25 protein-coding genes are annotated in these 21,190 nt (G+C 74.7%); 7 read left to right on the forward strand and 18 right to left on the reverse strand.

All coding sequences use genetic code 11. The annotated features are described in order from the left end of the window. Nucleotide 1: 1 nt before the first annotated feature. The 3 genes from ACFZAU_RS29605 to ACFZAU_RS29615 are packed head-to-tail and all read left to right on the forward strand — an operon-like array spanning nt 2 to nt 2,373. Nucleotides 2–1,213 carry a PP2C family protein-serine/threonine phosphatase gene (locus ACFZAU_RS29605; protein WP_500554649.1) on the forward strand — a complete coding sequence of 404 codons (1,212 nt, stop codon included), beginning with the start codon at nt 2–4 and terminating at the stop codon, nt 1,211–1,213. After that, entirely contained in the window at nt 1,176–1,721 is a 546-nt protein-coding gene (locus ACFZAU_RS29610; protein WP_500554650.1) for a class I SAM-dependent methyltransferase, read from the forward strand. The genes ACFZAU_RS29605 and ACFZAU_RS29610 overlap by 38 nt, the downstream gene beginning before the upstream one ends. 55 nt (nt 1,722–1,776) lie before the next feature. Next, on the forward strand, nt 1,777–2,373 hold the full coding sequence (locus tag ACFZAU_RS29615) for a ferredoxin (protein ID WP_500554651.1): 597 nt from the start codon (nt 1,777–1,779) through the stop codon (nt 2,371–2,373). 85 nt (nt 2,374–2,458) lie between these two features. On the opposite strand, the gene ACFZAU_RS29620 is transcribed toward ACFZAU_RS29615, so the two are convergent. From ACFZAU_RS29620 to ACFZAU_RS29630, 3 genes are all read right to left on the reverse strand, one after another. Continuing rightward, nucleotides 2,459–4,276, reverse strand: coding sequence for a S8 family serine peptidase (locus tag ACFZAU_RS29620; RefSeq protein ID WP_500554652.1), 1,818 nt, complete (start codon nt 4,274–4,276; stop codon nt 2,459–2,461). A 118-nt stretch (nt 4,277–4,394) separates the two neighbouring features. After that, nucleotides 4,395–4,919 (reverse strand): hypothetical protein, encoded by a 525-nt coding sequence (locus tag ACFZAU_RS29625; RefSeq protein WP_500554653.1) that lies wholly within the window; start codon nt 4,917–4,919, stop codon nt 4,395–4,397. Between the two features lie 611 nt (nt 4,920–5,530). Continuing rightward, entirely contained in the window at nt 5,531–5,698 is a 168-nt protein-coding gene (locus ACFZAU_RS29630; RefSeq protein ID WP_361005477.1) for a hydrophobic protein, read from the reverse strand. A 188-nt stretch (nt 5,699–5,886) separates the two neighbouring features. Between ACFZAU_RS29630 and ACFZAU_RS29635 the strand changes: the two genes are divergently transcribed. Further along, nucleotides 5,887–6,333, forward strand: coding sequence for a nitroreductase family deazaflavin-dependent oxidoreductase (locus ACFZAU_RS29635; RefSeq protein WP_500554654.1), 447 nt, complete (start codon nt 5,887–5,889; stop codon nt 6,331–6,333). Between the two features lie 124 nt (nt 6,334–6,457). Here the strand turns inward: ACFZAU_RS29635 and ACFZAU_RS29640 are convergent, their stop codons facing one another. From ACFZAU_RS29640 to ACFZAU_RS29650, 3 genes are all read right to left on the reverse strand, one after another. Then, complete coding sequence (locus tag ACFZAU_RS29640) at nt 6,458–6,904, reverse strand: winged helix-turn-helix transcriptional regulator (protein WP_500554655.1); 447 nt, start codon at nt 6,902–6,904, stop codon at nt 6,458–6,460. A gap of 81 nt (nt 6,905–6,985) precedes the next feature. Further along, nucleotides 6,986–7,624: an SRPBCC family protein gene (locus ACFZAU_RS29645; RefSeq protein WP_500554656.1), complete on the reverse strand. Its 639-nt coding sequence runs from the start codon at nt 7,622–7,624 to the stop codon at nt 6,986–6,988. Next, complete coding sequence (locus tag ACFZAU_RS29650) at nt 7,621–8,028, reverse strand: ArsR/SmtB family transcription factor (RefSeq protein ID WP_500554657.1); 408 nt, start codon at nt 8,026–8,028, stop codon at nt 7,621–7,623. The genes ACFZAU_RS29645 and ACFZAU_RS29650 overlap by 4 nt, the downstream gene beginning before the upstream one ends. A 405-nt stretch (nt 8,029–8,433) precedes the next feature. Between ACFZAU_RS29650 and ACFZAU_RS29655 the strand changes: the two genes are divergently transcribed. Continuing rightward, complete coding sequence (locus ACFZAU_RS29655) at nt 8,434–8,556, forward strand: hypothetical protein (protein ID WP_500554658.1); 123 nt, start codon at nt 8,434–8,436, stop codon at nt 8,554–8,556. A gap of 217 nt (nt 8,557–8,773) precedes the next feature. Further along, nucleotides 8,774–8,989, forward strand: a complete 216-nt coding sequence (locus tag ACFZAU_RS29660) for a hypothetical protein (RefSeq protein ID WP_500554659.1) — start codon at nt 8,774–8,776, stop codon at nt 8,987–8,989. 27 nt (nt 8,990–9,016) lie between these two features. Here the strand turns inward: ACFZAU_RS29660 and ACFZAU_RS29665 are convergent, their stop codons facing one another. The 9 genes from ACFZAU_RS29665 to ACFZAU_RS29705 all read right to left on the reverse strand — a co-directional run bounded on the left by ACFZAU_RS29665 (nt 9,017) and on the right by ACFZAU_RS29705 (nt 16,947). Then, complete coding sequence (locus tag ACFZAU_RS29665) at nt 9,017–9,580, reverse strand: Rv1733c family protein (RefSeq protein ID WP_500554660.1); 564 nt, start codon at nt 9,578–9,580, stop codon at nt 9,017–9,019. A 102-nt stretch (nt 9,581–9,682) separates the two neighbouring features. Beyond that, nucleotides 9,683–10,195 (reverse strand): hypothetical protein, encoded by a 513-nt coding sequence (locus tag ACFZAU_RS29670; RefSeq protein WP_500554661.1) that lies wholly within the window; start codon nt 10,193–10,195, stop codon nt 9,683–9,685. Further along, complete coding sequence (locus tag ACFZAU_RS29675; protein ID WP_500554662.1) at nt 10,150–10,563, reverse strand: hypothetical protein; 414 nt, start codon at nt 10,561–10,563, stop codon at nt 10,150–10,152. The genes ACFZAU_RS29670 and ACFZAU_RS29675 overlap by 46 nt, the downstream gene beginning before the upstream one ends. 135 nt (nt 10,564–10,698) lie before the next feature. Further along, entirely contained in the window at nt 10,699–12,300 is a 1,602-nt protein-coding gene (locus ACFZAU_RS29680) for an alpha/beta hydrolase (protein ID WP_500554663.1), read from the reverse strand. A 213-nt stretch (nt 12,301–12,513) separates the two neighbouring features. Beyond that, nucleotides 12,514–13,425, reverse strand: coding sequence for a GVDTG sorting domain-containing protein (locus ACFZAU_RS29685; protein WP_500554664.1), 912 nt, complete (start codon nt 13,423–13,425; stop codon nt 12,514–12,516). A gap of 413 nt (nt 13,426–13,838) precedes the next feature. After that, on the reverse strand, nt 13,839–14,783 hold the full coding sequence (locus tag ACFZAU_RS29690; RefSeq protein ID WP_500554665.1) for an endonuclease/exonuclease/phosphatase family protein: 945 nt from the start codon (nt 14,781–14,783) through the stop codon (nt 13,839–13,841). Nucleotides 14,784–14,923: 140 nt separating this feature from the next. After that, nucleotides 14,924–15,436, reverse strand: coding sequence for a molybdenum cofactor biosysynthesis protein (locus tag ACFZAU_RS29695; RefSeq protein ID WP_500554666.1), 513 nt, complete (start codon nt 15,434–15,436; stop codon nt 14,924–14,926). Nucleotides 15,437–15,506: 70 nt separating this feature from the next. After that, the gene (locus ACFZAU_RS29700) at nt 15,507–16,307 is read right to left on the reverse strand and encodes a DUF427 domain-containing protein (protein WP_500554667.1); all 801 of its coding nucleotides are present in this window, start codon (nt 16,305–16,307) and stop codon (nt 15,507–15,509) included. Nucleotides 16,308–16,437: 130 nt separating this feature from the next. Continuing rightward, nucleotides 16,438–16,947 carry a DinB family protein gene (locus tag ACFZAU_RS29705; protein WP_499611631.1) on the reverse strand — a complete coding sequence of 170 codons (510 nt, stop codon included), beginning with the start codon at nt 16,945–16,947 and terminating at the stop codon, nt 16,438–16,440. A gap of 215 nt (nt 16,948–17,162) precedes the next feature. Between ACFZAU_RS29705 and ACFZAU_RS29710 the strand changes: the two genes are divergently transcribed. Beyond that, on the forward strand, nt 17,163–17,765 hold the full coding sequence (locus ACFZAU_RS29710) for a TetR/AcrR family transcriptional regulator (RefSeq protein WP_500554668.1): 603 nt from the start codon (nt 17,163–17,165) through the stop codon (nt 17,763–17,765). Nucleotides 17,766–18,150: 385 nt separating this feature from the next. On the opposite strand, the gene ACFZAU_RS29715 is transcribed toward ACFZAU_RS29710, so the two are convergent. From ACFZAU_RS29715 to ACFZAU_RS29725, 3 genes are all read right to left on the reverse strand, one after another. Continuing rightward, nucleotides 18,151–19,008, reverse strand: coding sequence for a TIGR03620 family F420-dependent LLM class oxidoreductase (locus tag ACFZAU_RS29715; RefSeq protein WP_500554669.1), 858 nt, complete (start codon nt 19,006–19,008; stop codon nt 18,151–18,153). Between the two features lie 136 nt (nt 19,009–19,144). Then, nucleotides 19,145–19,894: a glucose 1-dehydrogenase gene (locus tag ACFZAU_RS29720; RefSeq protein ID WP_500460198.1), complete on the reverse strand. Its 750-nt coding sequence runs from the start codon at nt 19,892–19,894 to the stop codon at nt 19,145–19,147. Between the two features lie 242 nt (nt 19,895–20,136). Further along, nucleotides 20,137–20,889, reverse strand: coding sequence for an SDR family NAD(P)-dependent oxidoreductase (locus ACFZAU_RS29725; protein WP_500554670.1), 753 nt, complete (start codon nt 20,887–20,889; stop codon nt 20,137–20,139). Between the last annotated feature and the right edge of the window lie 301 nt (nt 20,890–21,190).

The raw sequence follows: 21,190 nt of genomic DNA on the forward strand, positions 1-21,190 counted from the left end.
TATGCAATTCGGGTCCCGTCTCTCGGCGATGCAGGATCCCGTCGGATCGGGTTGCAGGGTCTTCCTCGCCGGGATGCTCGCGATCGTCGCGGCCGTGCCCGTCGCCGACGCCTTCCTGCCGGAGGACATCCACCTCGCCCACGTGCTCGTCATCCCCGTGGCCCTGGCCTCCGCCTTCGCAGGAGCCGTACGCGGTGCCATGACCGGTCTCGCGGCCGTCCTGGCGCTCATCGCGGCCGGGGCGGAACGGCACACCCTGTCCACGGAGAACGTCCTCGTCCAGCTCGGCTCGCTCGTACTGCTCTCCGTGCTGCTCGTCCTCATCAGCGCCCTGCGCGAGCGCCGCAGACACGAACTCGCGGAGTTGCGCGAGGTGTCGCAGGCGACCCAGGGCGTGCTGCTGCGGCCGCTGCCCAGACACGCCGGCCCGGTGACCATCGCCTCGGCCTACCGCAGCGCCGGCGACGGCGACCGCATCGGGGGCGACCTCTACGCCGTCGCCCGCACGGCGCGGGCCACCCGCCTCCTCATCGGCGACGTGCGCGGCAAGGGCCTGGGCTCCATCGGCGACACCGAGACCGTCCTCGGGGCGTTCCGCGCCGCCGCGCACCGGCAGGCACCGCTGGACGAGCTGATGGCGTCGCTGGAGGCCGGCGTCCGCTGGGAACTCACGCAGGAATGGGACGGACCCGAGGAGAACGACATCGGGGAGCGCTTCGTCACCGCGGCCGTCGTCGAGATCCCGGACGACGAGCCCTACGTGCGGGTGGTCAGCTGCGGTCACCTGCCGCCGCTGCTCCTCCACGACGGCACCGTCTCCACCCTCGACGTCCCGGAACCGGCGCCGCCGCTCGGCCTCGGGGGACTGACCGGGAGCAGCTACGCCCCCACCACCTTCCCCTTCGCCCCCGGCGACCGCCTGCTGCTCTACACCGACGGCGTGACCGAGGCCCGCAACGACGCGGGGGAGTTCTACCCGCTCATGAGTCGGGTCGCGGAGTGGGGCGACCGGCGCCCCGACCAGCTCGTACGGAAGATGACCGACGACCTGCTGGCCCACGTGGCCGCCCCGCTGCAGGACGACATGGCCGTGGTCGCGATCGTGCGCGACACCCTGGGAGGACCGCCACCGCATGCACGGGCCCACACCGCGGCCGACACGGCCGCCGACGCCGATGCGCCGGGCGTTCGACCGGCCGGCCGCGGACTATGACGACGACCACCAAGACGCCGTCGCCGCGACCCTGATCCACCTCGCGGCCCCCTCGCCCGCGGACCGGCGGGTGCCCGACGTGGCCTGCGGCACCGGCGCGGTGGCCCTCGCGCTCGCCCGCACCCGCTCGCCCGCGGACCCCGCGGTCCTCGCGGTCGACGTCTCCGCCGGCATGGTCGCCGCTGGACGTGCCCGCGCCCGGCGTGCGGCACCCTCCGGGGCGATCGACTGGCGCGTGGCGGACGCCGTACCGCTGCCCTGCGCCGACGGTGGGCTCGACCTGATCCTCTGCGCGTCGTCCCTGCACTTCCTCGTCGCGCGGGCCCTCGCCGACCGGCGCCGCGCGCTGCGGCCCGGCGGCCGCGTCGGCTACACCCTCCCCCTAGCCCCCGGCTTCCGTGCCTCCGCCGCCCTCGTCGCCGCCGCGGGCCTCCCGGACCCGCTCGTCCGCATCACCCGCGTCGGCGACCGCCGCATCGCCCTGACCCTCGCCCACACCCCGGCCTGACCCGCCCGCGATACTTGGTGCCGACTTGGTGCCGTCGACCGATGGGGGAGGCGCCGTGCAGGCCTACTGGGATCCGCTCCCCACCGCCCGGCGCCTGTTGGCCCTTGCGGAACCGGGCCGGGAGGTCTTCTGCGGCGACTGGGCCGACCGCAACTGGCGCAACGTCCCCGGCCCGTTCTACGGTGCGGCCACCGACTCGATGGCGACCGGCAGGCTCGACGCCCCGCGCCACATCGCGTACGACGACGACCTGGGTGGCGGCTTCGGTGCGGAGTTCGTGTTCCGCCAGCCGGTGAACGAGGCCGAGACGGAGGCCCTCGTCGCGGCCGCCCGCTTGGAGCTGTACAGCGGATACGGCTGGGACGGCGACGACCACTGGACGCCCCAGCTCGTCCGCGCGTGGTGGCGCGACCGGGGCCGCGTCCGCGAGTGGGCGGTGGCCATCGCGGCGGACTGGGGCGCCGCCGCGCATCCGGGCTGGGGTCACAACGCCGCGGAGACCTACCGGGGGCACTACCAGGACGCCGCCCGCGGGCACCGCGACTTCGTCGCGTACCTCGACGACGGTCTCGAAGCCTATCTGCGCGGCTACGTCCTCTGGCTCGACCACCGACGCCCCCGCCGTTGCGGGGAGACCCTGCCGCAGCTGTGACGGTGACGCCGGTGACGGTCACCCGGGTGCGCGGGAGGGCGGTGGTCCGGGAGGCGGAGCCGGACCACCGTCCGCGGGGCGGGGGTCAGTTGGGGGAGGGGGAACCGGTCGCCATGGGGTCGGGGCCCGGGGCGGGCATCCCCGCCGGGGTGCCGAGACCGAGTGCGGTCGGGGCGTCGGGCAGCCCGGCACCGACGCGGAGCGGCTCGGTGACGGGCAGCGGGCGACAGGCGGCGCGGATCAAGGTCGTCAGCTGGTCGGCGCGGTTCGCGCCGCCCGGGTACGGCGTGGCGCGCAGGTGCTCGTGGTGTGCGAGCAGCAGTGCGGCCAGACCGGTGAGGTGGGCCGCCGCGATGGCGGTGCCCTCGGCGACCGCGTAGCCGACGCCGGGTGCCGTGGTGACGACCGCCGCGCCGGGCGCGGTGAGGTCCACGCCGGGCCCGGTGGGGGTGAAGGGCGCCGGGTAGGGGCCGGGCCACGGTGGCTGGGTGGCCGCCGCCGGGCTGTCCGGCGGATAGGTGCCGGTGTGCGCCAGGGCGCCGGCGGCCAGTACGGTCGGCAGCGCGGCGAGCGGGCTGAGCGCGCCCCCGGTGTCGCCCGCCGGGGCGATCACGGCGATGCCGGCCGCGTGCGCGTCCATCAGCTTCCACGCCGCCAGTTGCGAGGGCTGCTCATAGGTGACGTTGATCTGCGCGACGTCGATGTCGTGGGCGATGCAGTGGTCCACCGCGCGCAGCAGATCGGCGACACGGCCACCGGGGAAGAGCTTGAGCGCGTGCACCGTGGCGTCCGCGGCGATGCCGGTGACCCCGGTCCGGTTGTCCGCGGCGGCGACGACGCCGGCGCAGCGCGTGCCGTGACCCGTCGCGTCCGTCCGCCAGCCCGCGTCGTCGGCCGCGGGGGTGAAGTCGGCCCCGGAACGGACGGTGTCCTTCAGGTCCGGGTGCGCGGTGTCGACCCCGGAGTCCAGCAGGGCGACGGACACCCCGTGGCCGCGGTAGGTCGGGGGGATCTCGTTCAGGCGCATCGCCTGCCGGCCCCAGCCGGTGAGCGGCCGGTCCGGGAAGCCCTCGAAGGTCTCCGCCAGGGAGCGGACCACCACCTCCACCTCGGCCCCGGTCAGGGTGACGTCGTCCGGGAACGGACGGCCGGTGCGCACCGGCCAGTGGTCGCGCGCCGGACGCACGTACAGGGAGCGCAAGGTCGCGGGGGTGTCGGCCGGGAGCGCGAGCTCCGCCCGGCCGTCGGCGCCGGTGACGGCGTACGCCGTCGAACCGGTGCCGGTCGCCCACACCTGCGCGTCCGCCACACCCTGACCGCGGCTGGTCACCCGCACGGTGACGCGGGACGGTTCCTGGAGGATGACCTCCGTCGCGGGGTCCGGCACCGGCACGGCGGGCCGCGCCGAGGAAGCCGGCGGGTGGACGAGCGGCTGGTCGGCCTCGACCACCAGCTGGGGGTTGGCGGCCAGCGCCCGGGCGCGCTCGTGCAGCATCGTCACCACGGCCACCGGGGGGCACACCGGGTGGGGCTCGGCGATCGCCTCCAGCCCGCGGGAGCGGGGCGAGGGGTGCACCTGGGCGACCACCTCCACCTCCGGGTCCTCCTCGAGCAGCGCGAACAGCGCCGAGGCATCGACGGACGGCACGCCCGCGGTCAGCCAGGGTGCCGGCCGGGGGGCCACCAGGTACCGGCCCCGGCCGCCGTGGCCCGGCCGTCCCGGCTGCCCGGGGTGCGTCCCGGCCATGCCCGGGTACGGCTGAGCGCCGTCCCGCTGCGTTCCGCCCGGTCCGGTGCCCGCTCCGTTCGCCGCGCCGGATTCCGCTCCGGCACCGGGCCTGCGGCCGCCCTTGGCGCCGCCCTGCCCCTTCGCCGTACCGCCGTTGCCCTGCTGCTCACTCATCACGCTTCCGCCTTCACCGATCACCTTGCGCTGGACCACACCGCGCCGCTGCCGCGGCCGGACGCCCCGGCCGGCCGGGGCAGCCCACGAGGGCCGCCGCGGCCGACCGGGAGACCGGTCACATGCCGAGCGGCATCTGACCGACGTGCTGGCTGTAGGGCGACTGCCCGTACGGCGCCTGGCCGTTCTGGAACTGGCCGTACTGCTGCTGGCCGTACTGCTGGCCCTGGGCGATCTGGCAGAGGGCGCTGTGCACGACCGGCGCGATGCGGCGGGCACACTCGGTGAGCACGCTGCTCCACGCGTGCGGCGGGATCTGGCCCTGCGACTGGATGCCCATCATGATCTGCGGGTCGACGCGCACCTGCTCGACCATGGCGTTGACCGCCGTGGCCGCACAGCGCAGCGACAACTCGGTCACCAGCAGCGGCAGTTGCTGCTGGCCCTGCCCCATGCCGGGCTGGCCGAAGTGCTGCTGGCCGTAGCCCTGGGGGCCCATGAACTGCTGGGCGATGCCCTGCTGCCCGTAGCCCTGCTGGCCTGCCCACGGCTGCCACTGCTGCTGGCCGTACTGCTGCTGGGGCTGCTGACCGTACTGCTGCTGCGGCTGCTGACCGTACTGCTGGGGGGTGTAGACCGACATCAAGCTTCTCCTTGAGCTGTGACGGAAAAGGGGGGATGGGACGGCGGCTCCATGGAGGGGGCTCTCAGAACAGGTCCGCCGCCAAGCGCAGCAAACCACCACCGGACAAAAACCGCTTGCCGGGGCATACCGCCACCAGGGGATGCGGGGCGTCCGAGCTGCGCCGACCCCCTCGGGGGCGCGTCACCCGGACGGCCCACGGCGGGGGAGCGCCGGGGCCCGGTCCGTTCCCGCTGTGCGGCTGTGGGGCGGATCGGCGCCGTCCACGAGTCACCTGTTCCTGTCGGCCGGCTCGTCGAACGGGGCGCGGCGGCGCTTTCGAACCGGCGGCGCTTGCGAACCGACGGTCCTCGAACCTGCGGTCCTCGAACCTGCGGCGCTCGAACCGGCGGTCCGGGAACGGATGCTCGACGACGGCGAGGCGCGCGCGGCGACGGGACTCCGCGTGGTGGCCGTGGCCGAGGTGAGCGGCGAGCCCCGCCTGAACCGGCGCCCCGTCCACGGCACTTGCCGCGCGGTCCGGCCGGGTGGGCCACGCACGAGGGGCGGGGTCCCCGGCCGCCTTACGCGGCCGGGGACCCCGCCCCTCGTGCTGTGGTGACGCCGTCAGGTCACCATCGGTACCAGCGGCGCCGTCCGCCGCCCTCGGCGGCCCGGAACACGAAGCCGAGCAGCCACACGACCAGCACGATCAGCGCGATCCACCACAGGGCCTTGAGCGCGAAACCCGCCCCGAAGAGGATCAGGGCCAGCAGCAGGACAACCAGCAAGGGAACCATGTCGTCAACCTCCTGACCCCGCGTGTGCCCCGACCCGCCGCCACCATGCGCGCCCTTTTCCGGCACGTGGCGGCACGGGAGGCGCGGGAGGTGCGGAGGACCGGGGGCTCCGCCCGCCTCGGTCGCAACGCGGCGGCGGGCAGGGGAGGATGGGGCGGGACAGCACGACCGAGACGGAGGAGGACCCCGTGCCACTGGTGGGCGAGTACGAACCGAGTCCGCAGACCTGGGTGCGCGAGCAGGTCGAGCGGTACGAGAGCTCCGGGGGTACCGAGGGGACGACGATGCGGGAGCTGCCCGTGGTCATCCTGACGACCCGTGGCGCGAAGAGCGGGAAGATCCGCAAGACCCCCCTCATGCGGGTGGAGCACGACGGACGGTACGCCGTGGTCGCCTCCCTGGGCGGCGCCCCCAAGAACCCCGTCTGGTACCACAACGTGCTCGCCGACCCCAGGGTGGAGCTCCAGGACGGCCCGGTGCGAGGGGACATGACGGCGCGTGAGGTGAGCGGCGCGGAGAAGTCCCTGTGGTGGGACCGCGCCGTCGAGGCGTTCCCCGACTACGCGGACTACCAGAAGAAGACCGACCGCGAGATCCCGGTCTTCGTCCTGGAACCGGCCGGCCGCCCGCACTGAGCGCCGGGCGGGCCTCGCTGACCGGCCGTGCCCGGCGCGCATGAACGGCGCCATCGCGGTCAGGCGTGTGGTGCGGGTGCCGGACCGCGTCTCCCCCGTCGCGGTCCGGCACCCCGCCGACCGGTCAGGGCGCCGGGGCCCGCAACTCGACGTCGTCGGGGCCGAGCGGCCGGCCGTCGGCGTCGCGCATCTCCAGCGGGGCCACCGGCCGGCCGGTCGCCCGGTCCACGACGGTGGTGCGCTCCTCGCCGGGCTCGAAGAGGTTGGTCTCGCCCCACTGGCGCAGGGCGAGCAGCACGAGGCGCAGGCCCTTGCCCTCCTCGGTGAGTTCGTACTCCCGGTAGGGGCTCCCGTCCGCGGCGGGCACCGTGCGCAGCACCCCGTGCTCCACCAGCTTGCCGAGGCGGCTGCTCAGGATGTTCTTGGCGCAGCCGAGGCCGCGGTGGAAGTCGTTGAACCTGCGCACCCCATTGAGCGCGTCCCTGACGATCAGCAGCGACCACCAGTCGCCCACGACGCCCAGGGTCCGTGCGACAGGGCACGGTCCGTCACTGAAGTCCTTCTTCTGCATCGCCCGCCTCTCCCGGTTTCGACATTAAACCGGCGGGCCGGGGCGGGGCAACCGGCCCACCGGCCCACCGGCCGGCGGGGCCTACTCGGGCCGTGCCGGGACGTAGAAGCCGGTCGTGGCGGTGACCGCCGCGGCCACCGTGTCCTCGCCGGCGCCCGATGCGGCGTACGCCGTGCCCCAGGCCCGGCTGCTGCGGGTCATGAACTCCCGTGCCTCGTCGGAGAACTGCCACTCCTCGGCCTTCTCGGGCCCGACGGCGGCACCGGCCAGGTACAGGCCGAGGCCCAGCAGTCCCAGGTCCCAGCCGACGCCGACCGCGCCGGGCCCGAACTGGTCCCACATGCCGGGCGGCGCGACGGCGACGTGCTCCAGTTCCAGGAGCGTCCGCTCCTCGTCGCGCGCGGTCAGCCGTACCTCCACCTCGCTGAAGCCGGGCGCCCCGCCCATGGCCCAGCTGACGCGGAGCAGCTTCGGGGGCTCGCAGCGCAGGACCTCACCTCCGGCGTTGCCCTGCAACTGGTAACGGCCGCCGAGCCGCAGCTCCCCGGTGACCGGCAGGAACCAGCGCCCGATCCGCTCCGCGGTGGTGCAGGCGTCCCACACGTCCTCCACGGGCGCGTCGTAGGTGCGGCTCAGGAGCACGGTGCGCGCCTCCTCGCCGGAGACCTCCCGGCTGCCGGTCGCGCGGTGGATGGCGTTGATCTCGTCCACGATGTTCATGCGGTGTCTTCCCGTTCCCCTCCGGGGTCCCGGGCCTGTCCCGTCCCCGGCTGCCGCTGTTCCTGTGCCAGGCGCCGTTCCCGGCGCCCCCGGGCGAGCTCGGTGCCGAGCGCGTCCAGCCGCTGCTCCCAGAAGCCGCGGAAGCGCTCCAGCCACGCGTCGACCTCGCGCAGCGGCGCGGCCTGGACGGCGTAGAGCCTGCGGGTGCCCTCCGCCCGCACCACGGCGAAGCCGTTCTCCCGCAGGACCCTCAGGTGCTGGGACACCGCGGGCTGCGAGATGCCGAATTCCCCTCTGATGACCTCGGTGATCGCGCCGGACGGCTGCTCCCCCGAGGCGAGGAGCTCCAGGATGCGGCGCCGCACCGGATCCCCGAGTACGTCGAATGCGTGCACGTCCGTCACTATGTCAGCAGCGGCTTATATAAGCAAGGACGTGGTAAAGCGCCGCCGGCCCCCTCCCTGCAGAGATGCCCGCGCGTTTCCATGTAGGCCCCCTGAGCAGCGACTTCGTGCTCCGGGGCCACGTCTCACCCCAAGGGAGGAGGGATGAACCGGGCATAGGGGTGGCTTCGGGGATGTTCTCTCACGCGGGCCCCAGGGTCCACGGCGTAGGACTGAAGAGGTCCGGCCTGCACGGGCCGCGTTCCCGAAGGAGTGATGACCATGCGCCGCATCCGCGTCCAGCGACCGAAGAAGCCGGCGCCGTCGCGCCCTCCGATCGACCTGCGGACACCGTCCGGAAAGCCCCTCCCGTATTGACGACCGTCCCGACGCACACCGCGCACGTTCCAGAAAGGGCCGCCCGAGATGAGCGACACCTCCCACCGGCCCGGCCTTACCGCCCCGGCCTTCCGCCCGGTCTTCGCCTACGCGGCCAGGGGGCTGCGCCAGCTCGCCGAGGGCTTCCGCCGCGCGGTCCTGGCCTGGTGACGGCGTGGGCGGCTCCCGGCGACCGGCCGGCGAGCCGCCGCCGGGACCCCGCAAGACCCCGGGCGGTCGCCGCCGGTCCTCCCGGCGGCGGCCGCCCCCGTCCGCCAGCGGCTTCGCCGCGTCCCCCGGACGGCCCACGCGGAGCGCTGTTGCGCGTCGGCGCCGACCGGGTGACCCTTGACGTGATTCGGGTGCACCGGGACGCGAGGTGGGCCATATGGTCGAGCCGGCGGTGACGATCCAGCAGGACGGCGACGGTTATGTGGTCAGCTGTCCCGGGACCGACGCGGTCGGGCGCGGGCCGACGGAGACCCAGGCCTGGACCGTTTTCTGGGCCGCCCTGCACGCCGACTGGAAACCCCCGCAGGACCTGAAGGCGGGTCCCGGCGAGGACCCCGTACGGGGTCTGCGGGTCCTGCGGCTCTTCCTCTGAGCCGGTCGCCCGCCCCGACGGCCGGGGTCACGGCGTCCGGCCCGACCACAGCGGTTCCACACGCTCCCACTCCCGTTCCCACGTCCGCAGCCGCGCGCGCAGCGCGAGGGCGGCCACGCAGTGGTGGACGCCCCACGCCACCGCGGACCACAGCAGCAGACTCGTGACGCCCAGTACCAGGCCCGCCCCCCGGGCCGCGGCCGTGCTGCGGGGCTCCGGCGCCGGCGAGCCGCGGTCGTCCACCCAGATCCGTATCCGGTCGCCCGCCTCGACGGGCCGCCCCACCGGGACCCGACCGGAGTGCGCGCGGCCGCGCGGGTACTCCCAGCCGGCGCGGGCCGGCGGTACGGAGCGCATGCCGTGCTCGTGGAAGACCGGCCCCGTCGCCTCCAGGGCGATGCCCGCCACCAGGTGCCGGTGGCCCCGCTCGGCCAGCGCCTGCGCGCGCTCCGCCCGGTGCACGGCGAAGCCCAGACCGGCCGAGACGAGCACGGCCAGCGCCATCAGCACGGAGGCGGCCAGCCGCGGAAGGGTGTGCGCGCAGGGGCGGCACCGGGACGGCAGCACGGCGGGACAGACGCAGTGCGACATGGGACCCCCCTCGGACGAGGCGCGCGGCCCGGCCACGACCGGACTGCGGACATGCTGCACCCACCGGGCGGTCGCGCGCCGGGAATTGGCCCTCGTCCCCGGCTAGTCGGCGACCGCGGGCGACGCCGTCCGCGGGCCCGGCACCCGTTGCGCGCGGCCCGCCGCCGGCGTCGGCCGGGACAGCACCACCACCCCCCGCCCCGCGGCCAGCGCCCCCGCCAGCGCCACCGCCAGGCCCACCGAGCCCCCCCGGAAGCCCTCACCGAGCAGCAGGACACCGACGCACCCCGCCACCAGGGGGTTCGCCAGCGTGACCGTCGCCAGCGCGACGCCCAGCCCGCCGCGGTACGCCTCCTGCGACCACACCATCCCCGCGATCGCCAGGACGCCGGTGCAGTCGCCCGCGACCAGCAGCATCGGGTCGGCGACGGCGGCCCCGAGCCCCTGGGCGGCCAGGCGCACCGCGAGGCCCTGGGTCAGGCACGAGGCGATCCCGAACGCCGCGCCCGCCGCCGCCGCGAAGCGCCGTGCGCGCGGCACCGAGCGGTCGGCCCCCCAGGGCAGCCGGGTCAGTGCCAGGGCCGCGGCCGCGGTGATCGCGGCCAGCAGGACCAACTCAGCGCCGCCCAGCGCCCGTTCCGTACCGGGTGGGCCGTGGAGAGCAGCAGCGCCACCAGCCCCAGGACGGTCAGCGCCGCCCCGCGCCACTCCCGCGGCCGCACCCGGCGCCGCCCGACGGCCGCGTGCAGCGGCAGTGCCAGGACGAGGGTCAGCGCGCCGAGCGCCTGCACCACGGTCAGCGACCCGTACCGCAGGGCGACCGCGTGCAGCCCCGCCCCGGCGGCCTGGAGGACCAGCGCCAGCGTCCACAGCCGGCCCGTCGGCCTCTTCCCGGCGGCGGTGCGCTCCTGGGTGACGGCCGCCGTCGCGTAGCAGACCGCCGACAGCAGGGCCGCCGCCAGGGACAGCAGGCCGCCGTTCATGCGAGCGCCCTCGGAACGGGCATGGGGCTCCTCCTGGGATGCGGGGACGGTGGCGCGGGCCTCCAGCACATCGCGTGTGCCGTCCCCGGGACATCAGGGTCGACCCCGAGGCGCCCCCCAACCTCGTCGGGGACGTCAGGTGCAGACCGTGCCCGGCGGGGGCAACCGCCCGCCGGTCAGGTAGCGGTCGACGGCGTCGTCGACGCATCCGACCGACCTGAGGTAGGCGGTGTGGCCGTCGCCGTCGTAGGTGAGCAGCCGGCCCGAGGAGAGCAGACGGGCCAGGGCCCGGGCCTCGGAGTAGGGGGTCGCCGGGTCGCGCGTGGTGCCGAGGACCAGGATCGGCGCCGCCCCGTGCGCGGTGACGGGACCTGCCGGCTGGTCCGCGGGGACCGGCCAGTGGGTACAGGTCGACAACTGCTCGGCGAAGTACCTGCCGAAGCGGGGCGAGACGCGCACGAATCCGGGGAGTGCGGCCCGCGCCTGCGCGGGAGTGGCGCGCGGCCCCAGGCTGCCGCTGAGGCAGGTGATCGCGAGGTACGCGTCACCGCTGAAGCCGGAGTCCTCGAAGGCCCCGCTGAGTTCCTGCACGGCAGTGGTGCCACCGGTGCGCACCTCGCGGAGCGCGGTGCGCAGCTTCTCCCACGCGGGTGCCATGAGTCCGGTGGTGACCGCGTTGACGAGGGTGTCGCCGTCGACGACGACGTCCTTGCCCTGCCGCAACGGCGCGCGGTCGAGGCCCTCCACCAGCGCGTCCAGCGCGCGGCCCGCCTCGGCGGCCGAGTGGCCCACGGGGCAGGCCGGTCGGGCGGCGCAGTCGGCGACGAAGGAGTCCCAGGCGATCTGGTAGCCCCGGGCCTGGCCCAGCAGGCTGTGGACGCCGTCGAGCGTGGGGTCGACGGCGCCGTCGAGCACCATGTGCCCGACGTGCGACGGGTAGAGGCCGGCGTAGCTCGCACCGAGGTAGGAGCCGTAGGAGAAGCCGAGGTAGTGCAACCGCTCGTCGTCGAGGAGGACCCGCAGGAGTTCCATGTCGCGGGCCGAGTCGAGCGTGCCGACGTGGGGGAGCAGCGGCCCGGCGCCGCGTTCGCACGCGTCGGCGGTCTCCCGGGCCGACGCGTCGGCCGCCGCGAAGTCCGGTTCCGCCGCGCCGGCTCCGGCGGCGTCCGGACCGGCCGTGCGCGCCGCGCCCCGCACGCCGGGAAGGGCGCCGGCCGTGCCGGTGGCGCATCGGACCGGGGTGCTGGAGCCGACCCCGCGCGGGTCGACGGCGACCAGGTCGTAGGCGGCCCGTACGGCCGGTGAGAAGGACCCGGCGTACGACCACAGCGAGGTGATCGCGGGTTCCCCGGGGCCGCCCGGGTTGAACAGCAGCGAGCCGATGCGCGGGCCGGTCCCGGTCGCCTTCCTGCGGGTCGCCGCCAGACGGATGTCGCCCGCCTGCGGGTGGGCGTAGTCCAACGGGGCCCGCAGGGTGGTGCACTGGAACGACGGCTGCTCCGGGCAGGGCCTCCAGTCGAGCTCCTGCCGGTAGTAGCCGGTCAGCCCGGGGGGAACGGCCGCGGTGGTGCCGGTGCCCGTGGGCCCCGCCGGGCCGTGGCCCGCGCGGCGCCCCGGCGGGTCCGCCGCGCAGGCGGTCACCAGGAGTGCGCAGGTCCAGAGCACGGCGAGCGCCGCGTGGTGGCGCCCGCGCCGGGGTCCGCGGGATATGGGGCCGGTGGTCCGGGCTTCCGTCATCGCCACGTCTCTCCTTCACCTGCCGGGGCGTGATCAGTGCACCACGCACCGTGTCCGGCGGGAGCGTTCGCCTGGGCCGGTGGAGTGAACGGCGCCGCGCCCGCCGGCCGGCCGCCGGGCCGCGTCCGTGCGGCCGACAGGCGGTGGACGGCAGCCCGCCCCGGGCCCGTGTGCGGGCCCGGGGCGGAGTGCCGTGCGGAGGGGTGCGGGGCGTCAGGCCTCGCCGCCCTGGGTGCGACGGCGGCGCAGCAGGAACACCCCGCCCGCCGCCGCGGCGGCCAGGAGGGAGGCGCCGACGAGGCTCTCGGCGGTGTTCATGCCGGTCGAGCCGCCGCCGAAGCCGGTGTCGGGAGCGCCGTAGTCGTTGTCGTTGTCGTTGCCGTTGCCGTTGTTGTTGTCACGGTCGTTGTCGCGGTCGTTGTCACGGCCGCCGTGGCCGTAGTGGCGCTTGTGGCACTTGCGGTCCCGGTCCCCGTGGCCGCCGCGGTCGCCGTACCCGCCGCGGCCGTTGTCGTCGCCGTTGTCGTCACCGCGGCCTCCGTGGCCGCCCCGGCCGTGCCCGCCCCATGAGCACTTGTCGTGCCCGTGGCCGCGGCCGTAGTTGCCGTAGTCGTCCTCGTAGTCGTCGCCGTACTCGTCGTCGTTGTCGTCGCCGTTGTCGTAGTTGTCGTTGTCGTTGTTGTGGTTGCTGTTGCTGTTGTTGTTGTTGGTGTTGTTGTTCGTGTTCGTGTTGGTGCCGCCGTCGCGGTCGCCGCTGGTGCTGGTCGTGCCGGGAACGGTGAGGGTGCCGACGCTGCCCTGGTCGGCCTTCGGGCCGATCATGCAGCTGACGGTGATCGTGTAGGTGTTCGCCGGCGCGTCCTCCGGGATCGTGAAGGTGCCGGTGAGCGGGCCGCCCGGGGTGGTCGCGCTCAGGGCGAGCGCGTTGCGCAGCAGGCCGGACGGGAAGGCGTTGGCGTTCACCATCGCGCCGGGCGCCTGGCAAACCTCCGAGCTGGCGGTGACGGTGACGGAGCGTCCGCTCTGGGCGACGTTGACGTCGACCACGGCGAACGCCTGCGAGTTCGGAAGGACGACCGCCGCGGCCGTCATGGTCGCCATCGCCAGGATACGAGCACCACGCATGGAGCTGAACCTCCTTGTGGACGGGGCAGGCGGGATGTGGCCCCCGGCACGACTGCCAGCGCGTCCTCGAGACCTATATGGCGATCATCGGCGGCCGCTCCGCACCCCGAGACCGGCGGAGGTGTACGGCCGAATGGGGTGGGGCCGTGGCGTCATGTGGGGAGTTTCCGCAGGTGAGAGGGGGTGTGGCGACCCGGATAAGAAAAATGTGAAGAGATGTCCAACCGGGTGACGGACGATCAGTTAATCTTGCGTCAGCGGGGCGGCGGAGGATCGCTCCTCCCGGCGCCGAAGCTGCTGACGGGTCGTCAGTGTGCTTCGCCGTGCCCGCTGATGACTCCAGCCTGACATCCGGCCCATCGCTGATGGATCGTCATAAACGGTTCGTTGGCGCGGGATTCACCCGGCCGGCCTCAGAAGCGGATGCGGGCGGCGACGGGCAGGTGGTCGCTCCCGGTCGCGGGCAGGGTCCGTACGTCCGAGACCGTCGCGGAACGTGCCAGGACCTGGTCGATCCGCGCCAGTGGGAACCGCCCCGGCCAGCTGAACGCGAGCCCCGACTCCGGGGCGCGCAGCCGCGAGGTGAGGGGGGCGAGTCCCCGGTCGTCCACCGTGCCGTTGAGGTCCCCCAGCAGGATCACCCGCTCCAGCGGCTCCGCCGCGATCTCGGCGCCGAGGAGGGCGGCGCTCTCGTCCCGCCTGGCGGAGCCGAACCCGCTCGCGCCGAGGCGGAGCGAGGGCAGGTGGACCACGTACACGGCGACGTCCCCATGCGGCGTCCGGGCGGTCGCGCGCAGGCCGCGGTCCCAGTCCTCGCCCAGGTCCGCGGGCCGGATGTCGGTCCTGCGCCCGTCCACCAGGGGATACCTGGACCACAACCCGACCGTGCCGAAGGTGACGTGGTGCGGGTAGGGCCCGTCCAGGACGGCGCGGAACTGCGGCAGGAGGGACGGCGTCAGCTCCTGCACAGCGATCATGTCGCCACCGGCCGACAGGAGTTGACGTGCCGTGCCCCTCGGATCGGCGTTCTCGTCACTGACGTTGTGCTGCACCGCGACGAGGTCGTACGCGGAACCGCCGTGCGGGACCAGCAGCCCCCCGAAGACCACCGACCAGGCGGCGACCGGCACCGGCAGCGCGCACAGGGCGACGCCCGAACGCCGCAGCAGGGCGACGCACAGCAGGACGGGGACGCCCGCGCCCAGCCACGGCAGGAACGTCTCCAGCAGGCTCCCCGGCCGGCCGGGACCGTTCGGCACCGCCCCATGGCACACGATCAGCAGCGCCAGCAGGAGCGCGAGCGCCGCCGGCACCCCGTCCCAGCGGCGGCGGCCGCGCCATCCGCGGCCGTCCGGCACCGTAGCCGCCCGGCCGTGATCCGCCGGTCCGCGTTGCGCCCGCCCATGATCCGTTCGCCCCAGTGATCGCACGCAGCAATGACGCCGGGCCGGGCCGTCCGGTTCCCGCCCCGCGGCCTGACGGGTTCCACGCGCCTGCGTTACGGCGCCTCCCGCGGGTCCTCCACGACCCGGAACTCGGCCGGGCCCAGGGCGAGCACCCCGTCGCTCAGCGGCGTGCAGCGCACCCCGCCCCTGCCCCGAAGCGCGCGCTGCGCCCCCGGGCCGATGACGGCGTCCATCCAGGCGCAGGGCCGGGCGGGGCGCCGCACCGCGAACCGGACCGGCCCCGCCCCGGTGTCCAGTTCCACGGTCGTGCCCACGTACGCGTCGATGTCGACACCGCGGAGCAGCACATTGCGGCGGGTGTGCCGCAGGTCCGTCCCCGGCGCGATGTCCAGCGGGAGGCCCTCGGCCGCCATCATGGTGACGGCCGCGTTGCGGTGGGCCGGCCGCGCGTAGTAGCGGTCGCCCACGAGCCCGAGCCCGCTCCGCACTTCGGCGCTGCGCACCAGCTCCCCGTCCGCCGCCGCCGACGGCCCGTCCGAGGGCCGCCCCATGTACCGGTGCGCGGGCGACACCAGCAGTTGCACGACTTCGACCTGCTGAGACATGCGGCCAGCCTAAGTCGCTGCCCGCGGTGCCGGGCGTGGGCTTCGTCTCAGGCCGCTTCGTCTCAGGCCGTCACAGGTGCCGCCGGTCCCACGCGTCGCGGGACGTCGCCATGGGGCGGCGGAGCGGCACGCCGTCCACGTAGAGGTCGACGTGCTCGTTGTAGAACGCGACCATGCCCGCGACCGGGGCGCACGCCGCGGTGGGGAAGTCGTACGCCCAGGCGATGTCCTCGTGTGTGGCGCCCTCGCCGTCGAACGACCAGTAGCCGCTGGTCGTGCCCTTGTAGGGGCAGCGCGTGACGGTGTCCGAGGGGCGTAGCCGGCTCCAGTCGACGTGGACGCGCTCGACGTAGTACCGGGTGGGCAGGCCCGTCTCGAACAGGGTGACCGCGTGCGGGGCGTCGGCGAGGACGGTGCCCTCGACCTCCACGCGGACGCCGCTGGAGGAGCGCAGGGCGTCCACCCTGGTGTACGGGCTCCGCGGGTGGACGAAGACCTGCTCGTCCTCCTCGTACCAGGCGTCGAGGGCCTCCCAGCGGAAGCGCGCGGTGCCCAGGAGCCGGTCCGGGGCGCCCTCGTCCCACACCCAGGCGGCGCCCTCGCGGACCTCGGTGCCTACGCGCAGCGAATGGCGGCGCGCCGGGCCGGGGCCGAGCCGGCCGGCCCGGCCGTCGTCGGTGAGCTCCGCCCCGGTGAGGTCCTTCAGGGGGATGCTGTACTGCGGGTAGCCGGGCCACTCCCACACGTACAGGGCATGCCGGGTGTCGAGGACGGTACGGCCCCCGAGCTGCGCCCGGATGCGCCGCGGTACGGGTTCCACGTGGCCGACCGGGACGATCAGACCCGGGTGGTTCACGCTCTCGTCCGACATCGGTGATCACCTCGGTCCGTTCACGGGCTTTCCGAACGCCCGGTACGCCCAGCTTCTCCGGCGCCCGCGCGATCGGCCACCCCGGGCCGTGGCCCCGGCGTCGCCGGTGCCCCGGCTCCGCCGCGGGCGGTCAGGCGCCCACGGTGCCGTCGACGCCCTCGCGGAGGAAGTCCGCGTGCCCGTTGTGGCGGCCGTACTCGAGGAGGACGTGGACCATCACCATCCGCAGGGAGACGTCCTCGCCCCAGCGGGGCTGGCGCCCGGTCACCGCCAGGGACGCGGCCGCCTCCTCGATCCGCCGGGAGTTCGCCACCTCGGCCTCCCAGGCCGTGAAGGCCTCGGCCCGGGTGGACGCGCTCGCGTCGTAGGCGGCCTGGAAGTCGATCCTGTCGGACCACACCATGGGCGCGTCGTTGTCCTCGAACACCCGGCGGAACCAGGCGCGTTCCACCTCCGCCATGTGCCGCACGAGCCCGAGCAGCGACAGGGTCGAGGGAGGCATCGACTGCTGCCGGAGTTCCTCGTCCGAGAGCCCCCGGCACTTCATGGCCAGCGTGGCGCGGTGGTAGTCGAGGAACGCCCGGAGCGTCTCGCGCTCCCCGCCCAGCAGCGGCGGGCCCACGCGGTCGTCGTCGGTCACTGGATGCTCACTTCCTCCGTTGCGGATTCCGGGTCAGCCTTTCACCCCTGCCGCCCGGCGGCCCGGGAATTATGCCGGGCCAGGCCGTCTCATGGGCGGCGGCGAGGCCTGACCGGCCAGGTTGCGGACGGCCGGGCGGCGCGGGTCCGTCTCCCGCGCCCTCGTCGGCGCGGTAATATAGCGGGCGTTACAGATCGACGGGTCGGGAGGTCACGATGGCGGGAGGACGGCCGCGCGCCTTCGACGTCGACGAGGTCCTGGACCGGGCGCTCGAGGTGTTCTGGCGCCAGGGCTACGAGGGCACCGGCATTTCGGACCTCACCCGGGCCATGGGCATCAACCCGCCGAGCCTCTACGGCGCCTTCGGCAACAAGGAGGAGCTGTTCAAGCGGGTCCTCGACCACTACGCCGACGGCCCCGCCCGGTACATCCGCGAGGCCTTCGCCGAGCCCGGCGCGCGCCGGGTCGTGGAGCGGCTGCTGCACGGCGCCGCGGACGCCACGACCCGGCCCGACTGCCCCCCTGGCTGCCTCACCGTGCAGGGAGGGCTCGCCGCGTCGCCCGGATCGCAGACCGTGCGCGACGAACTCACCGCACGCCGGGCCGCCGGCGAGACGGCGCTCCGTCTGCGGCTGGACAAGGCGAAGGCCGACGGAGAGCTGCCCTCCGAGGCCGATCCGGCCGATCTGGCGCGCTACTTCATCACCGTGTACCAGGGCCTCGCCGTTCAGGCCGCGGGCGGTGCGACCCGCGAGGAACTGCACCGGGTCGTCGAGCTCGCGCTGGGCGCCTGGCCCGCGGAGCCGGTGGCCGGCTGACATCGGCCAGGAGGCGGTCCGCGGGCGTGGCGTGAGCGCCGACAGCAGGCCGGCCGTCGCTGTCCACGTGCTCGCGCGGACGGCGCCGGACCGACGCGACGACGGCCCGGCGGCCACGTCGGAGCGCATCGCAAGCAGCGTCGACACCGAACCCGTGGTCATCGGGCGCTGCCTGGGCGAACCCCACGGGCGGTCGGGACGGCACGCTCTTCCGGCTCCACCCTGCGGCAGGTGCACGACGGCCCGCACGGCGGCATCGAGCGGAGCTCGCCCCGACGACCGTCGCCGACGTGCTCCCCGACGCGCTCGTCCGGCGGCGGTGACCCGCGGCCCCGTGCAACCGGGTGCCCGGGAAGGGCGCCGGCACCGCGGGCCGCCCGCCGGTTCAGCCGGCGAGCGCCGCGAGTTCCCGCCACTGGGCCAGCGGGACGGCGGAGTCCGTCCCGACGACGTGCAGGCAGACGTGGTCGGCCCCGGCCTGGTGGTGGTCGCGGACGCGCGCGCCGATGGCCTCGGTGTCGCCCCAGGCCACGACGCTGTCGATGAGCCGGTCGCTGCCGCCGGCGGCCAGGTCCTCCTCGGTGAAGCCCTGGCGCAGCAGGCTGCGGGCGTAGTGGTCCATGGCCAGGAACGTCCCCAGGAAGCCGCGGGCGGCGGCACGGGCCCTGGACGGATCACGCTCCGGAACGACCGCCTGATAGGGCGCCAGAAGGGGGCCGGGACCGAGCAGTTCCCTGGTGGCCGCCGAATGCCCGGGGGTGACCATGAACGGGTGCACACCCGCTGTGCGGCGTCCCGCGAGCCCGATCATCTTCGGCCCCAGCGCCGCCATGACGCGCTCTTCGGCCGGTACGGGGGCCGGGGCCCCGTCGAGCTCGTCCAGGTAGGCGCCCATGTCCGACAGGGGCCGGTAGGGGCGTCCCGCGCCCTGCGCGGCGGCCGCGTCGCTGACGCCCAGGCCGAGCAGGAACCGGCGGCCGTACCGCTGCCGCAGGCGCTCGTGGCCCGCCGCCATCTCCGCGGCACGGTGGCGCCAGATGCTGAGCACGCCGACCGCGATGCGCGCCGTCCGCGTGGCGGCGAGCAGGCGCTCCGAGTCGCCCAGGACGTCACCGCCGCCGAGCCCCGGGATCCACAGGGTGCCCCAGCCCATCGCGTCGAGTTCGGCCGCGGCGTCCTCGATCGCGCCGGGGTCGGCCGTGCGCAGCTCGATGCTCCAGATTCCTGTCCGTCCCAAGTCCATCGTGTGTCCCGTCTGTGCTGGTGGTGGTGCCGGTGGTGGCGGTGCGTGCGGTTGTCGCCCGACGCGGGGCCGGGCGGGGCGGGGCCGGAGACGGCCGTCCCCGGCGCCGCCCGGGGGAGGGAGGCCCCGGTCGTGCTCAGACCTGGTTGGCCCCGCCGTCGACGAAGAGTTCGACGCCGGTGACGAACGTGCTCTCGTCCGAGGCGAGGAAGACGGCCGCGGCGGCGACCTCCTCGGGCCGGCCCATCCGGCCGAGCGGCACCTGGCCGGCGAGGAAGCCCTTGAGCTGTGCCCTCCCCTCGGCGTCGGCCGCGAGGCCGTCGATGCCAGGTGTGTCGATCGGGCCGGGGCTGATGGAGTTGACCCGGATCGAGCGGCCGCTGAGTTCGTTGGCCCAGGTCCTGGCGAAGGAGCGCACCGCCGCCTTCGACGCGCCGTAGACGCCGAAGGCCTCGCTGCCGACGGAGCCCGCGGTGGAGCCGGTGAGGATGACCGAGGCTCCGTCGTTGAGGTGCGGCAGCGCCTTCTGGACCGTGAACAGCAGGCCCTTGACGTTGCTCCCGAAGATCTCGTCGAAGTGCTGCTCGGTGACCTGCTCCAGGGTGGAGAAGCTGCCGCCGCCCGCGTTGGCGAACAGCACGTCGACACGGCGCCCCGCCTGGGCGACGGCGTCGTAGAGCCGGTCGAGGGCCGCCGGGTCGGCGACGTCGCTGTGGACACCGGTGGCGCGGGGTCCGATCTCCGCCACGGCGGCGTCGAGTGCGTCCTTGCGGCGGCCGGTGACGAACACGTATGCGCCCTCGGCGGCGAACCGCCGCGCGGTGGCCAGGCCGATGCCGCTGGTGCCGCCCGTGACGATGGCGGTCCTGCCGTCAAGCTGTCCCATGGAATTGCTCCGTATCGCGATCGATGATCGCCCGCCTCGTTGTAACTGTTGTTGTTACATTTCGCCGCAGGAGACGCCTGTGGCGCCTTTCGCGTCGCGTTCGCATGCGTCGCGTCGGGGGTGGGGGTGAGCGAGTTATGTAGTGGTCGATATGAAACTAGGTCGGCCTGCGGCGGGTGTCAAGCAGGGCCGTCCGCGGCCGTCTCCCCGGTGGGGCGCGGCGGGGCGGGGGAGGAGCGGGGTCACACCTGTCGCTGGCCGCCGTCGACGAAGAGCTCCACCCCGGTGACGAAGCTGCTCTCGTCGGACGCGAGGAAGGCGACCACGGCGGCGACCTCCTCGGGCCGGCCCATGCGGCCGAGCGGCACCGTGGCGACCAGACCATCCAGCAGGCGGCGGTTCTCCTCGGGGCCGGGGGCCAGGGTGTGGACCCCCGGGGTCTCGACGGGCCCCGGGCTCAGGGTGTTCACCCGGATGGCGCGCCCCTTGAGCTCGTTCGCCCACGTCCGGGCGAAGGAGCGCACCGCGGCCTTCGAGGCGTTGTAGACCGTGAAGCCCTCCGCCCCGCCGCTGCCCGCCGTCGAGCCGGTGAGGATGACCGAGGCGCCGTCGTTGAGGAGCGGCAGTGCCTTCTGGACGGTGAAGAGCACGCCCTTGACGTTCGCCCCGAAGGTGTCGTCGAAGTCCCGCTCCGTCACGTCCTCCAGGCGGGCCATCCGGCCCCCGCCGGCATTGGCGAAGAGGACGTCGATCCGCCGTCCGGCGGCCCCGACCCGGGCGTACAGCCGGTCCAGGTCGGCGGGGACGGCGACGTCGCCGTGCACCGCGGTGGCCCTGTCCGGGCCGATCACCGCGACCGCGTCACGCAGTTCCGGCTGCCTGCGGCCGGTGACGAAGACGTGCGCGCCCTCGGCGGCGAGGCGTTCGGCGGCGGCCAGCCCGATGCCCCTGGTCCCCCCGGTGACCACCGCGGTCTTCCCGTCGAAACGCCCCATCGCCGACCTCCAGCGTCGCTCGTGAGCAGTATCCGGTGGCCCGGCCGCCGCCGCACCGCGAGTGCCGGCCGTCCGCGGCCGCGGGAGCCACCGGGAGTGCGAGGGGCGTACGCGACGAGGGCGGCACGGCCGTACGAAGCGGCCCTTCCGCCGGAACCGGGACCACGTCGGGCACTTCGGTGCCCTCCGCGCGTACTTCGGCTTCCCATCTGTGCAACTGCGCGTACTCCCCCCGGCTTTCGTCTTGTCACCCGGGTGTGATCGCCAGCAGGGTGCAGGGCGAGCCGCGGGCGCGAAGGTG

Source organism: Streptomyces sp. NPDC008238, from assembly GCF_042956445.1.
In the GTDB taxonomy this organism is placed as follows: Bacteria; Actinomycetota; Actinomycetes; order Streptomycetales; family Streptomycetaceae; genus Actinacidiphila.

Excerpts from the sequence above, each read along its gene's own strand:
- ACFZAU_RS29660 (WP_500554659.1), top strand. The coding sequence starts at position 8,774 with ATGGTCGAGCCGGCGGTGACGATCCAGCAGGACGGCGACGGTTATGTG.
- ACFZAU_RS29700 (WP_500554667.1), bottom strand. The coding sequence starts at position 16,307 with ATGTCGGACGAGAGCGTGAACCACCCGGGTCTGATCGTCCCGGTCGGC.
- ACFZAU_RS29620 (WP_500554652.1), bottom strand. The coding sequence starts at position 4,276 with ATGAGTGAGCAGCAGGGCAACGGCGGTACGGCGAAGGGGCAGGGCGGC.
- ACFZAU_RS29655 (WP_500554658.1), top strand. The coding sequence starts at position 8,434 with ATGAGCGACACCTCCCACCGGCCCGGCCTTACCGCCCCGGCCTTCCGC.
- ACFZAU_RS29680 (WP_500554663.1), bottom strand. The coding sequence starts at position 12,300 with ATGACGGAAGCCCGGACCACCGGCCCCATATCCCGCGGACCCCGGCGC.
- ACFZAU_RS29630 (WP_361005477.1), bottom strand. The coding sequence starts at position 5,698 with ATGGTTCCCTTGCTGGTTGTCCTGCTGCTGGCCCTGATCCTCTTCGGG.
- ACFZAU_RS29685 (WP_500554664.1), bottom strand. The coding sequence starts at position 13,425 with ATGCGTGGTGCTCGTATCCTGGCGATGGCGACCATGACGGCCGCGGCG.
- ACFZAU_RS29675 (WP_500554662.1), bottom strand. The coding sequence starts at position 10,563 with ATGAACGGCGGCCTGCTGTCCCTGGCGGCGGCCCTGCTGTCGGCGGTC.
- ACFZAU_RS29605 (WP_500554649.1), top strand. The coding sequence starts at position 2 with ATGCAATTCGGGTCCCGTCTCTCGGCGATGCAGGATCCCGTCGGATCG.
- ACFZAU_RS29640 (WP_500554655.1), bottom strand. The coding sequence starts at position 6,904 with ATGCAGAAGAAGGACTTCAGTGACGGACCGTGCCCTGTCGCACGGACC.
- ACFZAU_RS29720 (WP_500460198.1), bottom strand. The coding sequence starts at position 19,894 with ATGGGACAGCTTGACGGCAGGACCGCCATCGTCACGGGCGGCACCAGC.
- ACFZAU_RS29725 (WP_500554670.1), bottom strand. The coding sequence starts at position 20,889 with ATGGGGCGTTTCGACGGGAAGACCGCGGTGGTCACCGGGGGGACCAGG.
- ACFZAU_RS29665 (WP_500554660.1), bottom strand. The coding sequence starts at position 9,580 with ATGTCGCACTGCGTCTGTCCCGCCGTGCTGCCGTCCCGGTGCCGCCCC.
- ACFZAU_RS29710 (WP_500554668.1), top strand. The coding sequence starts at position 17,163 with ATGGCGGGAGGACGGCCGCGCGCCTTCGACGTCGACGAGGTCCTGGAC.
- ACFZAU_RS29695 (WP_500554666.1), bottom strand. The coding sequence starts at position 15,436 with ATGTCTCAGCAGGTCGAAGTCGTGCAACTGCTGGTGTCGCCCGCGCAC.
- ACFZAU_RS29625 (WP_500554653.1), bottom strand. The coding sequence starts at position 4,919 with ATGTCGGTCTACACCCCCCAGCAGTACGGTCAGCAGCCGCAGCAGCAG.
- ACFZAU_RS29645 (WP_500554656.1), bottom strand. The coding sequence starts at position 7,624 with ATGAACATCGTGGACGAGATCAACGCCATCCACCGCGCGACCGGCAGC.
- ACFZAU_RS29715 (WP_500554669.1), bottom strand. The coding sequence starts at position 19,008 with ATGGACTTGGGACGGACAGGAATCTGGAGCATCGAGCTGCGCACGGCC.
- ACFZAU_RS29610 (WP_500554650.1), top strand. The coding sequence starts at position 1,176 with ATGCGCCGGGCGTTCGACCGGCCGGCCGCGGACTATGACGACGACCAC.